The sequence below is a fragment of the Janthinobacterium sp. GW460-12-1-14-LB5 genome (assembly GCF_059423585.1).
In genome coordinates this window covers 179,070-192,711 of sequence record NZ_JBWKYD010000006.1, presented here as the reverse complement: position 1 = coordinate 192,711, position 13,642 = coordinate 179,070, and the positions used below count along the sequence as shown (strand labels likewise).

At 60.2% G+C, this 13,642-nt stretch carries 16 protein-coding genes; 13 read left to right on the top strand and 3 right to left on the bottom strand.

Annotated elements, in window-relative coordinates:
• Positions 1 to 12 precede the first annotated feature (12 nt).
• A complete protein-coding gene (coq7, locus tag AC07X6_RS08185) occupies positions 13 to 657 on the top strand; it encodes a 2-polyprenyl-3-methyl-6-methoxy-1,4-benzoquinone monooxygenase (RefSeq protein WP_494790621.1) in 645 nt (214 codons plus the stop codon).
• Between the two features lie 80 nt (positions 658 to 737).
• On the opposite strand, the gene AC07X6_RS08180 is transcribed toward coq7, so the two are convergent.
• Positions 738 to 1,160 (bottom strand): OsmC family protein, encoded by a 423-nt coding sequence (locus AC07X6_RS08180; RefSeq protein ID WP_494790620.1) that lies wholly within the window; start codon positions 1,158 to 1,160, stop codon positions 738 to 740.
• Between the two features lie 225 nt (positions 1,161 to 1,385).
• Between AC07X6_RS08180 and rplM the strand changes: the two genes are divergently transcribed.
• The 5 genes from rplM to erpA all read left to right on the top strand — a co-directional run bounded on the left by rplM (position 1,386) and on the right by erpA (position 4,362).
• On the top strand, positions 1,386 to 1,814 hold the full coding sequence (rplM, locus tag AC07X6_RS08175; protein WP_010393282.1) for a 50S ribosomal protein L13: 429 nt from the start codon (positions 1,386 to 1,388) through the stop codon (positions 1,812 to 1,814).
• A gap of 9 nt (positions 1,815 to 1,823) precedes the next feature.
• The gene (gene rpsI / locus AC07X6_RS08170) at positions 1,824 to 2,216 is read left to right on the top strand and encodes a 30S ribosomal protein S9 (RefSeq protein WP_010393285.1); all 393 of its coding nucleotides are present in this window, start codon (positions 1,824 to 1,826) and stop codon (positions 2,214 to 2,216) included.
• A gap of 170 nt (positions 2,217 to 2,386) precedes the next feature.
• Positions 2,387 to 3,424: an N-acetyl-gamma-glutamyl-phosphate reductase gene (gene argC, locus AC07X6_RS08165; RefSeq protein ID WP_494790619.1), complete on the top strand. Its 1,038-nt coding sequence runs from the start codon at positions 2,387 to 2,389 to the stop codon at positions 3,422 to 3,424.
• Positions 3,425 to 3,513: 89 nt separating this feature from the next.
• Positions 3,514 to 3,903, top strand: a complete 390-nt coding sequence (locus tag AC07X6_RS08160; protein ID WP_230541582.1) for a bactofilin family protein — start codon at positions 3,514 to 3,516, stop codon at positions 3,901 to 3,903.
• A gap of 96 nt (positions 3,904 to 3,999) precedes the next feature.
• Entirely contained in the window at positions 4,000 to 4,362 is a 363-nt protein-coding gene (erpA, locus tag AC07X6_RS08155) for an iron-sulfur cluster insertion protein ErpA (protein ID WP_029496047.1), read from the top strand.
• A 178-nt stretch (positions 4,363 to 4,540) separates the two neighbouring features.
• Here erpA and AC07X6_RS08150 read toward each other — a convergent pair whose 3' ends face one another.
• On the bottom strand, positions 4,541 to 5,635 hold the full coding sequence (locus tag AC07X6_RS08150) for an anhydro-N-acetylmuramic acid kinase (RefSeq protein ID WP_494790618.1): 1,095 nt from the start codon (positions 5,633 to 5,635) through the stop codon (positions 4,541 to 4,543).
• A 123-nt stretch (positions 5,636 to 5,758) separates the two neighbouring features.
• Positions 5,759 to 7,126 (bottom strand): M23 family metallopeptidase, encoded by a 1,368-nt coding sequence (locus AC07X6_RS08145; RefSeq protein ID WP_230541580.1) that lies wholly within the window; start codon positions 7,124 to 7,126, stop codon positions 5,759 to 5,761.
• A gap of 152 nt (positions 7,127 to 7,278) precedes the next feature.
• Here AC07X6_RS08145 and tyrS point away from each other — a divergent pair, with 152 nt between their 5' ends.
• The 7 genes from tyrS to purH all read left to right on the top strand — a co-directional run bounded on the left by tyrS (position 7,279) and on the right by purH (position 13,551).
• On the top strand, positions 7,279 to 8,544 hold the full coding sequence (gene tyrS, locus AC07X6_RS08140) for a tyrosine--tRNA ligase (RefSeq protein WP_230541579.1): 1,266 nt from the start codon (positions 7,279 to 7,281) through the stop codon (positions 8,542 to 8,544).
• A complete protein-coding gene (gene dtd / locus AC07X6_RS08135) occupies positions 8,541 to 8,990 on the top strand; it encodes a D-aminoacyl-tRNA deacylase (protein ID WP_034784767.1) in 450 nt (149 codons plus the stop codon). The genes tyrS and dtd overlap by 4 nt, the downstream gene beginning before the upstream one ends.
• A 26-nt stretch (positions 8,991 to 9,016) precedes the next feature.
• Complete coding sequence (locus AC07X6_RS08130; RefSeq protein WP_494790617.1) at positions 9,017 to 9,649, top strand: YbhB/YbcL family Raf kinase inhibitor-like protein; 633 nt, start codon at positions 9,017 to 9,019, stop codon at positions 9,647 to 9,649.
• 3 nt (positions 9,650 to 9,652) lie between these two features.
• Entirely contained in the window at positions 9,653 to 10,297 is a 645-nt protein-coding gene (locus AC07X6_RS08125) for a histidine phosphatase family protein (RefSeq protein WP_494790616.1), read from the top strand.
• Between the two features lie 107 nt (positions 10,298 to 10,404).
• Positions 10,405 to 11,445: a tRNA dihydrouridine synthase DusB gene (dusB, locus tag AC07X6_RS08120; RefSeq protein ID WP_494790615.1), complete on the top strand. Its 1,041-nt coding sequence runs from the start codon at positions 10,405 to 10,407 to the stop codon at positions 11,443 to 11,445.
• Positions 11,446 to 11,623: 178 nt separating this feature from the next.
• Positions 11,624 to 11,857: a helix-turn-helix domain-containing protein gene (locus tag AC07X6_RS08115; RefSeq protein WP_008445162.1), complete on the top strand. Its 234-nt coding sequence runs from the start codon at positions 11,624 to 11,626 to the stop codon at positions 11,855 to 11,857.
• A 107-nt stretch (positions 11,858 to 11,964) separates the two neighbouring features.
• Entirely contained in the window at positions 11,965 to 13,551 is a 1,587-nt protein-coding gene (purH, locus tag AC07X6_RS08110) for a bifunctional phosphoribosylaminoimidazolecarboxamide formyltransferase/IMP cyclohydrolase (RefSeq protein ID WP_230541574.1), read from the top strand.
• Positions 13,552 to 13,642 lie beyond the last annotated feature (91 nt).

Below are 13,642 nucleotides of genomic sequence, written 5' to 3'. Positions count from 1 at the left end.
AGCATAGCCACGATGACCGCGAACCGCCATTTTGACCCCCTGGATCGTTTGATTGTCGGCGCCGACAAGGCCTTGCGCGTGATCGCGGGCGTGGCCTCGGCCTCGCGCCCCACGCCGGCCGCGCACGCGCCCGATGCGCAACTGAGCCCGGCCGAACAGCGCCACAGCGCCGGCTTGATGCGCGTCAACCATGTGGGCGAAGTCTGCGCGCAAGCCTTGTACAACTCGCAGGCGCGCTATGCGCACAGCCCGGCCATCCGCGCCCAGTTCGACGAGGCGGGCCGCGAAGAAGAAGACCACCTGGCCTGGACGGCGCAGCGCCTGACGGAGCTGGGCTCGCGTCTGAGCCTGCTCAATCCCCTGTGGTATGCGGGTTCGTTTGCGCTGGGCACCATCGCCGCGCGCATGGGCGACGGCCGCAGCCTGGGTTTTGTGGTGGAAACGGAACGCCAGGTGGAAGCGCACCTGGCCAGCCATTTGCAGGAATTGCCCCCGCAGGACGCCAAATCGCGCGCCATCGTCAAGCAGATGGCCATCGACGAGGTGGAACACGGCGCCGCCGCCCAGCGACTGGGCGCCATCGATACCCCGGCGCCCGTGAAGGCGTTGATGGGCTTGATGGGGAAAGTGATGACGAAAACCGCGTATTACTTGTGAACGTTACTTTACCCCAGACGCAAAAACTGGGGTCGGACCCTCAGGGTCCGACCCCGGCATTTCGCTGTTGGGGGTAATAATTACTCTTCAATAATCTCGAACGAGTGTGTAATTTCCGCAGTTTTCGCCAGCATGATCGACGCCGAGCAATATTTGTCATGCGACAAGGCCACGGCCCGTTCGACTGCGGTGGGTTTCAGGGCCTTGCCCCGCACGGTGAAGTGGAAGTGGATCTTGGTAAACACTTTCGGATCGGTATCGGCGCGTTCGGCCTTCAGGGTTACTTCGCAGCCATTGACGGCTTCGCGGCCCCGTTTCAGGATCAGCACCACGTCATAGGCGGTGCAGCCGCCCGTGCCCAGCAAGACCATTTCCATGGGGCGTGGCGCCAGATTGTGGCCGCCGCCTTCGGGCGCGCCATCCATGCTCACCATGTGGCCGGAACCGGTTTCTGCCCGAAAACTCATGCCCGACGGGCCATTCCAGCTGACTTTGCATTCCATCGTACTCTCCGAAAATTGTAAGCGTTTTGTATTGTAATAGAGGAATGCCCGTCCATGTGCTGGCCGCCAGCCCGCAGCGGGTCTGCATTGCGGCTTGACGCGGCAGGGCAAAGCCGCTTATACTTGTCGGCTTTCCGTTCGCTCAGGAAAAGTAAATAAGGCAGAGTCCGCACAGCAACATCGGCGGAACCACCATTTGAGCGTGTAATCTATTAGGAAGTCAACATGAAAACATTTTCCGCTAAAGGACATGAAGTCCAGCGCGATTGGTTCGTGGTTGACGCGACGGACAAAGTCCTCGGACGTGTTGCCAGCGAAGTGGCACTCCGACTGCGCGGCAAACACAAACCAGAATTTACTCCTCACGTCGATACCGGCGACTTCATCGTCGTCATCAACGCAGGCAAACTGCGTGTGACCGGTACCAAAGCTACTGAGAAAATTTACTACCGTCACTCTGGCTATCCAGGCGGCATCTACGAAACCAACTTCCAGAAAATGCAACAGCGTTTTCCAGGTCGCGCGCTTGAGAAAGCGGTCAAGGGCATGCTGCCTAAAGGCCCACTCGGCTACGCAATGATCAAGAAGCTGAAAGTGTACGCGGAAGGTTCCCATCCGCACGCTGCTCAGCAACCTAAAGCACTTGTTCTCTAAGGAACTGACATGATCGGTAATTACAATTATGGAACCGGCCGTCGCAAAAGTGCAGTGGCTCGGGTTTTTATCAAAGTTGGCACAGGCTTGATCGTTGTTAACGGCAAACCAGCAAACGAATACTTTTCGCGCGAAACGGGTCTGATGGTCATCCGTCAACCTCTGGAACTGACCGGCAATGTCGAGCGTTTCGACATCAAAGTCAACGTCCATGGCGGCGGTGAGTCGGGCCAGGCTGGTGCAGTTCGTCACGGCATCACCCGCGCTCTGATCGACTACGATGCAGCGCTGAAACCGGAACTGGCTAAAGCCGGCTTCGTGACCCGCGATGCACGTGAAGTCGAGCGTAAAAAAGTTGGTCTGCGCAAAGCACGTCGCGCAAAGCAATTCTCGAAGCGTTAATTTCTACGCTACAGCGCCTTCCGGGGTGCTGGTCGAAAAGCCGCTGGACTTCGGTCCCGCGGCTTTTTTGCATTTCAGCGTGACTCTGCGTTGCGCTGTAAAATACGCGGAAAACCCGCAGGGGGAGCGTTTCCCTTCATCTTTATGCAATCTATACACAAGGAAAGAACATGATCAAAGTTGGCATCGTCGGCGGCACTGGATACACGGGCGTGGAGTTGCTGCGCTTGCTGGCTACCCATCCAGATGTCGAGTTGACGGCGATTACCTCGCGCAAGGAAGATGGCTTGCCCGTTGCTGACATGTATCCTTCCCTGCGCGGCCACGTGAAACTGGCGTTTTCCTCGCCGGACAAGGCGAACCTGGCGCAATGCGATGTGGTCTTCTTTGCCACCCCGCATGGTGTTGCGATGGCGCAAGCTCCAGCCCTGCTGGCCGCCGGCGTGAAAGTCATCGATCTGGCCGCCGACTTCCGCCTGAAAGACCAGGCCAAGTTCGAGCAGTGGTACAAGATTCCCCACACGGCACCCGAGCTGATCGAGCAGGCCGTGTACGGCTTGCCGGAACTGAACCGTGAAGACATCAAGCAGGCGAAGCTGATCGCCAATCCAGGCTGCTACCCGACCACCATGCAGCTGGGCTTCTATCCGCTGCTGAAGGCGGGCCTGGTCAACGCGGGCGGCTTGATCGCCGACTGCAAGTCGGGCGTGTCCGGCGCCGGCCGCAAGGCGGAAATCGGCATCCTGTTCTCGGAAAGCAGCGACAGCTTCAAGGCCTATGGCGTGGCCGGTCACCGCCACTTGCCGGAAACGACGGCGCAGCTGCAGCGTTTCACGGACGACAAGGTGGCGCTGACCTTCACGCCGCACCTGGTGCCGATGATTCGCGGCATGCATTCGACCCTGTACGCGCAGTTGAACAAGGACGTCAGCAATGAAGAATTGCAAGCCTTGTTCGAAGAGCAATACAAGGACGAGCCTTTCGTCGACGTGATGCCGTTCGGCTCGCACCCGGAAACCCGCTCCACGCGCGGCTCGAACATGCTGCGCCTGGCCTTGCACCGTCCCGAAGGCGGCAATACCGTCATCGTGCTGGTGGTGCAGGACAACCTGGTCAAGGGCGCTTCGGGCCAGGCCGTGCAATGCATGAACTTGATGTTTGGCTTGAAAGAAACGGCCGGTTTGCAACATATCGCCCTGCTGCCGTAAAAATAGGCACCAAGCTTGCGCGGGTCCGGCACCTTTTTGCCGGACCTGTGCTAAATTGGACTGCCACGTACACCGACAGGATGACGTTCATGTTCGAGCGCAACACGAAAAACCCCATCGACACCCTGATCGGCGCTTCCACGCGGATCGAGGGCGATTTGCTGTTTTGCGGCGGCTTGCGCATCGATGGCCATGTGCGCGGCAACGTCACGGGCGAGCCGGGCGACCCCACTTATGTGGTGCTGGGCGAGGCAGGGCGCATCGATGGCGAAGTGCGCTGCTCCAGCCTGGTCGTCAGCGGCGAGATCAATGGCCCCGTGTACGTGTCCGAAATGCTTGAAATCCAGCCAAAAGCCCGCATTGTAGGAGAGGTCTATTACAAGGTGCTGGAAATGCACAGCGGCGCCTTGGTGCAAGGCAAGCTCAGTCGCCACGACAGCGCCGACCCCGTGCTGCACCTGGCCGTGTCGGAAATGTGATCCGGAACAACAGTGGCGGCTGGAGGCGAGGGCTGGCAGAGCGAGAGTTGCGCCAACAGTCTATAATGACCGAATGTTTTCTGAGGAGTGCCTGATATGAATGCCGTCGCTGAAATGCAAGATGTGATCCCTTCCCCTATTATCTTTACCGATAGCGCCGCTGAAAAAGTCGCGCAGCTGATCGAAGAAGAAGGCAATCCCGACCTGAAATTGCGCGTCTTCGTGCAGGGCGGCGGCTGTTCCGGCTTCCAGTACGGCTTTACGTTCGACGAAATCGTCAACGAAGATGACACCACCATGGTCAAGAACGGCGTCCAGCTGTTGATCGATTCCATGAGCTACCAGTATCTGGTCGGCGCGGAAATCGACTACAAGGATGACCTGGAAGGCGCGCAGTTCGTGATCAAGAATCCGACAGCAACCTCCACCTGCGGCTGCGGTTCGTCCTTCTCCGTCTAAGCTGGCACATCTGAGAAAACGTCCATGGCGGCGTTGCATTGCCTCGCCGTACTATTCGTACTGTCTTCGGCAATGCGCCTTGCCCTGAACGTTTTTCAGACGCGCCGGATTACAGGCGCAATATAAAAATAGCGGATCATCGATCCGCTATTTGTGTTTCTGGAGCAATTGTTTCATATCAACGTGGGTACAGCGCGCCCAGTACCCGTAAACCCTGCGCTCCCGTCACGGCCGGCAAGTTGCCCGGCTTGCGCTGCGTAAAGCGCCATGCCAGCCAGGCAAACGCCAGCGCTTCGACCTGGCTGGGCGCCACGCCCAGCGCTGCCGTCGATGCCACCGCCATGCCAGGCAATGCAGCGGCCAGGGCTGCCATCAGCGTGGCGTTCTGCGCGCCGCCGCCACATACATATACCGTTTCCGCCTGCGCCCCGTCGCGCAAGATAGCGTGCGCCAGGCTGGCGGCCGTCAGCTGCGTCAGGGTCGCCTGCACGTCGGCTGGCCGGGCGCCAGGGTGATGCGCCAGCTTGCCTTGCAGCCAGTCGGCGTGGAACAGGTCGCGCCCCGTGCTTTTTGGCGCCGGCAAGTCAAAATACGGATCAATGAGCAAATCCGCCAGCAGGGCAGGCAAGACCTGGCCCGTGGCGGCCCAGGCGCCGTTGGCGTCGTAGGGCTGGCCCAGGTGCCGCAAGACCCAGCCATCCATCAGCGCATTGCCGGGCCCCGTGTCGTAGCCCGTTACCGCGCCGTCCGCATGCAGCACGCTGATGTTGCTGATGCCGCCGATATTGGCCAGCACGCGCGTGTGGCCGGGCAAATTGAAAATGGCCTGGTGAAAAGCGGGCACCAGCGGCGCGCCCTGGCCGCCGGCCGCCACGTCGCGGCTGCGCAAGTCTGCGATGACGTCGATACCCGTCAGTTCCGCCAGCAGGGCCGGATTGTTCAACTGGCGCGTAAAGCCCAGCTCGGGGCGGTGGCGGATGGTCTGGCCGTGCGCGCCGATGGCGGCGATGGCGTCCGGGCCGATGCCCGCGTCGCTCAATAGCCTGGCGACGCAGTCGGCGTAATGCTGCACGAGTTGATTGGCCGCCAGTGCTTCGCGTTCGATTTCATTCTGGCCGGCACTTTGCAAGGCCATCAGGTCATCGCGCAGGCTGGCGGGAAAGGGAATGTAGGCATCGCCCAGGCTGCGCGTGCCGCCATCGTCGGCAAAGTCGACCAGCGCGCCGTCAACGCCGTCCAGGCTGGTGCCCGACATCAAACCGATATACAGCATGGGTGTTTCCTCGCGTGCGTAAGTGATGGATGCATTGTGCCGTATTTTCTCGTGCACATAAAACAAAGGCACCGGCCATCTGCATGGGCGGTGCCTTTATGTGTTGCCCGAAGGCAGTGTTGCTTAGCGCGAAGCCAGTGCCGTGTCGTTCGGACGCAGCAGGGTGAAGCGGTGCATCATGTCGGCCGACACCATGCGGAAGCGGCTCAGCTCGGCTGCCGTCAGCGGCGCCTGGGCTTGGACGTTCAGCTTGCTTGGATCCTGCGCCACGCCGCCGACGCGGAATTCATAGTGCAAATGGGCGCCCGTGGACCAGCCGGTGGTGCCGACGTAGCCGATCACATCGCCCTGGCTTACTTTTTGACCTTTTTTCAGGCCCGAAGCGAAGCGGCTCATGTGCGCGTAGGCGGTGGTGTAGTTGGCCCAATGTTTCAGAACAACAACATTACCATAGCCGTTCTGGCTGCCGACGGAATCGACCACGCCGTCGCCGGAAGCGCGGATAGGCGTGCCCGTTGCCGCGGCAAAATCGATGCCCTTGTGCGCTTTCCAGTTGCCGGAAATCGGGTGCACGCGCATGGAGAAGCCGGACGAGATGCGGGAGAATTCGAGGGGGGATTTCAGGAAGGCTTTTTTGAGGGACTTGCCGTCGAAACTGTAGTAACCGCCGCCTTGCTTGCTGGCTGGGTCTTCGAACCAAACGGACTGGTAAGTCGTGCCGCGGTTGGTGAATTCACCGGCCAGGATGCGGCCCGCTCGGACAAATTCGCCATCTTGCCAGAACGTTTCGTAGACCACATTAAACGAGTCGCCGCGTTTCAGGTCGGAACGGAAGTCGATATTGGTGGAGAACATTTCCACGATTTGCGCGGAAATCGAGTCTGGCAGGCGGGTGCCGTCCAGGCTGGAGTCGGTGGCGGCGAACAGGGTGGAAGTAATCTTGCGCGCATGCATTTCAACACGGCGTTCCAGCTGGGCTGCCACTTCCGTGGCTACGAACTTGTCGCCCTTGCGGGTGATCAGGATGTTCTTGACCGATTTGTCGTTGCTGTCGACGAGGGTGGCGCGCATCCAGTTGAGTTCGCCAGTTTCGGACGTTTGCGCTTGCACGCGCTTGCCCGATTTCAGCAACATCACGCCGCGTGCGATCTTGTCGGTTTTGATGAAATTGGCAGCCGCCGTATCATCCACGCCGAGACGGGTCAGCAAGGTGGCGAGGGTATCGCCAGCGCGGACTTTTTCTTCGTGGGTGAAATTCTGGTCTACCTGTTCCATCGCGGAAATTTGCGAGGCGAGATCAGGCATTTCCAGGTTCTGGGCGATGGACGTGACCGGGAGGTCGGACGCATCGGGCGCCATGGGCGACACAGCGACCGCGCCGAAGGCGGCCACGGCGAGCAGCACTGCCGACGCGCCGATAATGCGTGCCTTGCGTGTCGTCGTCAGCTGTGTGTACAAGCGTGAGCCTGTGATTTTATGTATAGGGTTCATGCAATCAGTTAAAATTTGCCCTTGAACGATTCGTGAACTAGTGCTCTTTGTTATTGTTATTTTGGTTCGCTCATGCGGCAAGATTGATGGGATCAAGCATTATAACAAACTCCGCAAACCTACTACCATTTTGAGATTTATAGTCAAATTTTATGGAAATCAACACCACCGCATCGCCTACAAAGGCTAACGCCGCTCAGACCGCGCTTGTGCTGTCGGACAGAGTACAAGAAGCCCTCGCGATTACCAAGCGTGGCGTCGACGAACTCTTGATCGAAAGCGAATTTGCGCAAAAATTAGCGCGTTCCGAGAAAACCGGTGTTCCACTGCGCATCAAACTGGGCCTGGACCCGACTGCACCCGACTTGCATCTGGGCCACACTGTCGTGCTGAACAAGATGCGCCAGCTGCAAAACCTGGGCCATCAAGTCATTTTCCTCATCGGCGACTTTACTTCCATGATCGGCGACCCTTCGGGCCGCAACGTCACGCGTCCGCCGCTGACGAAGGAACAGATCGAGATTAACGCGATGACGTATTTCGCGCAAGCATCTTTAGTGCTGGACGCCAGCAAGACGGAAATCCGCTATAACTCCGAATGGTGCGATCCGCTGGGCGCGCGCGGCATCATCCAGCTCGCTTCCCACTATACGGTGGCGCGCATGATCGAGCGCGACGACTTCACCAAGCGCTTCCAGGGCGGCATTCCTATTTCCGTCCACGAATTCCTGTACCCGCTGATGCAGGGTTACGACTCGGTGGCCCTGAAATCGGACCTGGAACTGGGCGGCACGGACCAGAAGTTCAACCTGCTGGTGGGCCGCGAACTGCAAAAGCAGTATGGACAGGAGCAGCAGTGTATTTTGACCATGCCGCTGCTGGAAGGTTTGGACGGCGTGGAAAAAATGTCCAAGTCGAAGAATAACTACATCGGCATCACGGAACCGGGCAACACCATGTTCGCCAAGCTGATGAGCATTTCCGACGTCATGATGTGGCGCTACTACGAGCTGCTGTCGTGGCGCTCGATCGCCGAACTGGCCCAGCTGAAGCGCGAAGTCGAAGAAGGCCGCAATCCGCGCGACGCCAAGGTTGCGCTGGCGCAAGAAATCGTCGCCCGCTTCCATTCGCAGCAGGCGGCCGAAGATGCGCTGGCCGACTTCGTCAACCGCTCGAAGGGCGGCATTCCCGACGATATCCCGGCAGTGACCCTGGCCGGCGCCCCGCTGGGCATCCCGCAATTGCTGAAACAGGCTGGCCTGTGCCCGTCGACGTCGGAAGCCATGCGCATGATCGAGCAGGGCGGCGTGCGCATCGACGGCACCGTCATCAGCGACAAGGGCCTGCAAGTGGCGGCTGGCGAATTCGTGTTGCAAGTTGGCAAGCGCAAATTTGCGCGCGTCACCTTGACGGCATGATCGCGCTGCTGCAGCGCGTTACCCAGGCGAAAGTCGACGTCGCCGGCGCCACCATCGGCGCCATCGACGCCGGCCTGATGGTGCTCGTGTGCGCCGAGCGGGGCGATACGGAGAAGGAAGCCGATGCTCTGCTGGCCAAGCTGCTTGGCTATCGCGTGTTTGCCGACGAGGCAGGCAAGATGAACCGCAGCGTGACGGACGTGGCCGGCGGCTTGCTGCTGGTGCCGCAGTTTACGCTGGCGGCCGACACCAAGTCCGGCACGCGCCCGTCGTTTACGCCGGCCGCCGCGCCGCAGGACGGCTTGCGCCTGTTCACGCATTTCGTGGATCAGGCGCGCAGCCGCCACGCGACCGTGCAAACGGGACAGTTCGGCGCCGACATGCAGGTGTCGCTGACGAATGACGGGCCCGTCACCTTCTGGCTACAAGTAAACGCAAAGCAATAACTAAAAAATATAAAGAGGAGCAAGCGATGAAATTGTGGAGCGAGACGTTTCGTGATGGCGGCCTGATGCCGGCCGACCATGCCTTTGCCGAGATCGATCCGGCCAGCCGCGTGCGCCTCGCCGGCAACCGCAATCCTCATCTGGCCTGGGACGAGGTACCGAACGGCACCGAGTCGCTGGCCCTGTTCTGCATCGACCCCGATGCGCCGCAGGACGGCAGCCTGGTCAATGTTGAAGGCCAGGTCTTGCCGCTGGCGGCGCCGCGCGGCGACTTTTATCACTGGAGTTTGCTCGACGTGCCGCCCGCCCTGCGCTCCGTTGCTGCCGGGGAATTTTCCAGCGGCATCACGCCGCGCGGCAAGGCCGCAGCTACTGGGCTGCGCCAGGGCCTCAACGACTACACGGGCTGGTTTGCCGGCGATGCCGCCATGGCCGGCGATTATTACGGCTATGATGGCCCATGCCCGCCGTGGAACGACGAGCGCATCCACCATTACATTTTCCGCCTGTATGCGCTCGACGTGCCGCGCCTGGAGCTGCCTGAGCGTTTTACGGGGCAGCAAGCGCATGCCGCGCTCTACGGCCACATCCTCGACGAAGCCCAGCTCGTCGTCGCCTACTCGCTCAACCCCGAGCTGGCACTTACCCTGAAGAAATAACGCATGAGCACCACGATTTTACTGATACGCCATGGCGAGACGGCCTGGAATGCGGGCCGCCGCCTGCAGGGCCATATCGACATCGCCCTCAACGAGGCGGGCCTGGCGCAAGCGGCCGTGCTGGGGCAGGCGCTGGCGGACGAGCCGCTGGCCGCCATCCTCGCCAGCGATCTGCAACGCGCGCAGCAGACGGCGCAAGCCGTTGCTCAATTGAAAGATTTGCCCGTGCAAACGGATCCCTTGCTGCGCGAGCGCTGCTATGGCGCCTTCGAAGGCTTGCTGTATGCGGATATCGCCGCGCGCTATCCGCATGAATATGCGCAGTGGCAATCGCGCCAGATCGACGCCGTGATGCCGTCGGGCGAGCGCCAGGCCGAGAGCTTCCGCCAGTTCTATGCGCGCGCGAATGGCGCCATCGCCCGCTGGGCCGAACGCTATGATGGCCAGACGATCGCCATCGTGGCGCACGGCGGCGTGCTCGAGTGCGCCTACCGCGAGGCGGTCGGCATGACGCTCGACAGTCCGCGTGACTTCCAGGTCAAAAATGCCAGCGTCAACCGTTTTTCTTACGCCGACGGCAAACTGCATTTAGTGCACTGGGGAAATATCGAACACCTGAGCGCGCCCGCGATGGACGAGCTGGGCTAAGCGGCCCCATTGTCACTCTGACGCACTGATCCAAAAAAATAGTGCTTATTAATTAGGCAGGGAATCGGTTAAAATAGCAGGTTCCTCCGTCCATTCCAGGTTCTTCAGTGCAAATCGGCCCTCACATTCTGCGCAACAACGTTTTCGTCGCTCCCATGGCGGGCGTGACGGATCGGCCTTTCCGCCAGTTGTGCAAGCAGCTGGGTGCCGGTTACGCCGTGTCGGAGATGGCGGCGTCGAATCCGCGCCTGTGGGCGACGGAAAAAAGTTCGCGCCGCACGGACCACGCAGGCGAAATGGAACCCAAAGCCGTGCAGATCGCCGGCGCCGATCCGCAAGACCTGGCCGACTGCGCCAGGTTCAACGTGGACCGGGGCGCGCAGATCATCGACATCAACATGGGCTGCCCCGTCAAAAAGGTGTGCAACAGCTGGTGCGGTTCGGCCCTGCTGCAAAACGAAAGCCTGGTCGAAAAGATTTTGCACGCCGTCGTCAATGCCGTCGACGTGCCCGTCACCCTGAAATTTCGCACGGGCTGGAACCGCGACAACAAGAATGCCCTGAAAATCGCCCGCATCGCCGAGCAAGCGGGCATCCAGATGCTGACCTTGCACGGCCGCACGCGCGCCGATGGCTACAAGGGCGATGCCGAATATGAAACCATTGCCGCCGTGAAAGCATCGGTGGCCATCCCCGTGGTGGCCAATGGCGACATTACCAGTCCTGAGAAGGCCCGCTTTGTGCTGGATCAAACAGGCGCCGATGCCGTCATGATCGGCCGCGCGGCGCAGGGCCGGCCGTGGATTTGCCGTGAGATCGACCATTTCTTGCGCACCGGCACCTTGTTGCCGGCGCCCTATGTGGATGAAGTGCGTACCCTGATGGACGAGCATTTGCGCGCCCATTACGCGTTTTACGGGGAATTCCTCGGCGTGCGCACGGCGCGCAAGCACATCGGCTGGTATGTGAAGGATCTGGAAGGCGGCGAAGCGTTCCGCCAGGAAATGAACTTGCTGGAGTCGACGGATGCGCAGTTGCTGGCTGTCGATCAATTTTTTGAGTCGCAATGGAAATTTGGCGAGCGGTTACAATACCGCCTCTCCGAATCCAGTGAAAGTGGCCTGATAGAAACGGCCACGGCAGCATGAACAGATAGCAAGGCAGTTGTATAAGTTATAAGCAATAGTGATCAGAAGTACAAGGGCGAGCGCCTATACAGAGCGTCATGCAATATTAATTACAACACCGAGGCAAGAGGGCAGCACGCGGACCGCATGAGCGGCGCGGCGCCGGATGGCCAGGTGTTCAGCCGGTTGAAGCATAAAAATGAGCAAAGAAAGCATTCAGGAAGTCGTACAGAAAAGTCTAGAAGATTACTTCAATGACCTGGGCGAACAGCAAGCATCGAATATCTATGACATGGTCGTGCTGACCGTGGAAAAGCCCATCCTGGAAGTCGTGATGACACGCGCCGATGGCAACCAGTCGCACGCCGCGCAGATGCTGGGCATCAACCGCAATACCCTGCGCAAGAAATTGCAGGAGCACGGTTTGCTGTAATGCCGGCATGCAAGTGACGCCAAGATTTGAATCCGCCGCAGCGGGCCCAGCCTGATAGCTGACCGCTGCGCCATTCGCCAAGAACACTTAACCACCTAGCCACAGCCATGATCAAACAAGCTCTCCTCTCCGTTTCCGACAAGACCGGCGTTCTCGAATTCGCCCGCGCCCTGTCCGCCCTCGGCGTCAACCTCCTGTCCACCGGCGGCACTGCCAAATTGCTGGCAGACAACGGTGTTCCCGTCACGGAAGTTGCCGATTACACGGGTTTCCCGGAGATGCTCGATGGCCGTGTGAAGACCCTGCACCCGAAAGTGCATGGCGGTATCCTGGCGCGCCGCGATTTCCCTGAGCACATGTCGAAACTGGTCGAGCACGACATGCCGACCATCGACATGGTGGTGGTCAACCTGTACCCGTTCCAGGGCACGGTCGCCAAGGCCGATTGCACCCTGGAAGACGCGATCGAAAACATCGATATCGGCGGCCCGACCATGCTGCGTTCGGCGGCCAAGAATCACAAGGACGTGGTCGTCATCTGCGACCCGACCGACTACGACGCGGTGCTGGCGGAAATCCGCTCGGCCGACGGCAAGGCCGGCGACGTCAGCTATGACACCAAGTTCATGCTGGCGAAAAAAGTCTTTGCGCACACGGCGCAATACGATGGCGCCATCACCAACTACCTGACCAGCCTGGGCCCGACGAAGGTGCACGCCGAGCGCGGCGCCTATCCGCAAATCCTGAACGTTGCATTTGAGAAAGTGCAAGACATGCGTTACGGCGAAAACCCGCACCAGAGCGCCGCCTTCTACCGCGATCTCGTCACCACCGATGGCGCGCTGGCCAACTACCGCCAGCTGCAAGGCAAGGAATTGTCGTACAACAACATCGCCGATGCCGATGCGGCCTGGGAATGTGTGAAGAGCCTGGGCGGCTTCGAGCAGAGCGCCGCTTGCGTCATCGTCAAGCACGCGAACCCATGCGGCGTCGCGCTGGGCAAGAATGCGGCCGAAGCGTACGCGCGCGCCCTGCAGACGGACCCGACCTCGGCATTCGGCGGCATCATCGCGTTTAATACCGAACTGGACGGCGCCACCGCCGGCGAAATCGCCAAGCTGTTCGTCGAAGTGCTGATCGCCCCGTCGTTCTCCGCCGAAGCGAAACAAATTCTCTCGAGCAAGCAAAACGTGCGCATGCTGGAAATTCCGCTGGGCAATGGCGTCAACGCCATGGACTTCAAGCGCGTCGGCGGCGGTCTGCTGGTGCAATCGCCGGACGCGAAAAACGTCGGTATCGGCGACTTGCGCGTGGTCAGCAAGCTGCAGCCTACGCCGCAGCAATTGTCCGACCTGATGTTCGCCTGGAAAGTGGCGAAATTCGTCAAGTCGAACGCCATCGTCTTCTGCGGCAATAACATGACCCTGGGCGTGGGCGCAGGCCAGATGAGCCGTATCGATTCGGCCCGCATCGCCTCGATCAAGGCGCAAAACGCGGGCTTGTCGCTGACGGGCTCCGTGGTGGCGTCGGACGCCTTCTTCCCGTTCCGCGACGGCCTCGACGTCGTCGTCGACGCGGGCGCGACCTGCGTCATCCACCCGGGCGGCTCCATGCGCGACCAGGAAGTGATCGATGCGGCGGACGAGCGCGGTGTTGTCATGTTGTATACCGGAACGCGTCACTTCCGTCATTGATAATTGAACCCAACGGCAATGACCGGGGTCGGACCCTGAGGGTCCGACCCCAGATGTTGTTTTGGGTTGCTGCGACACAATACGGCAGGCA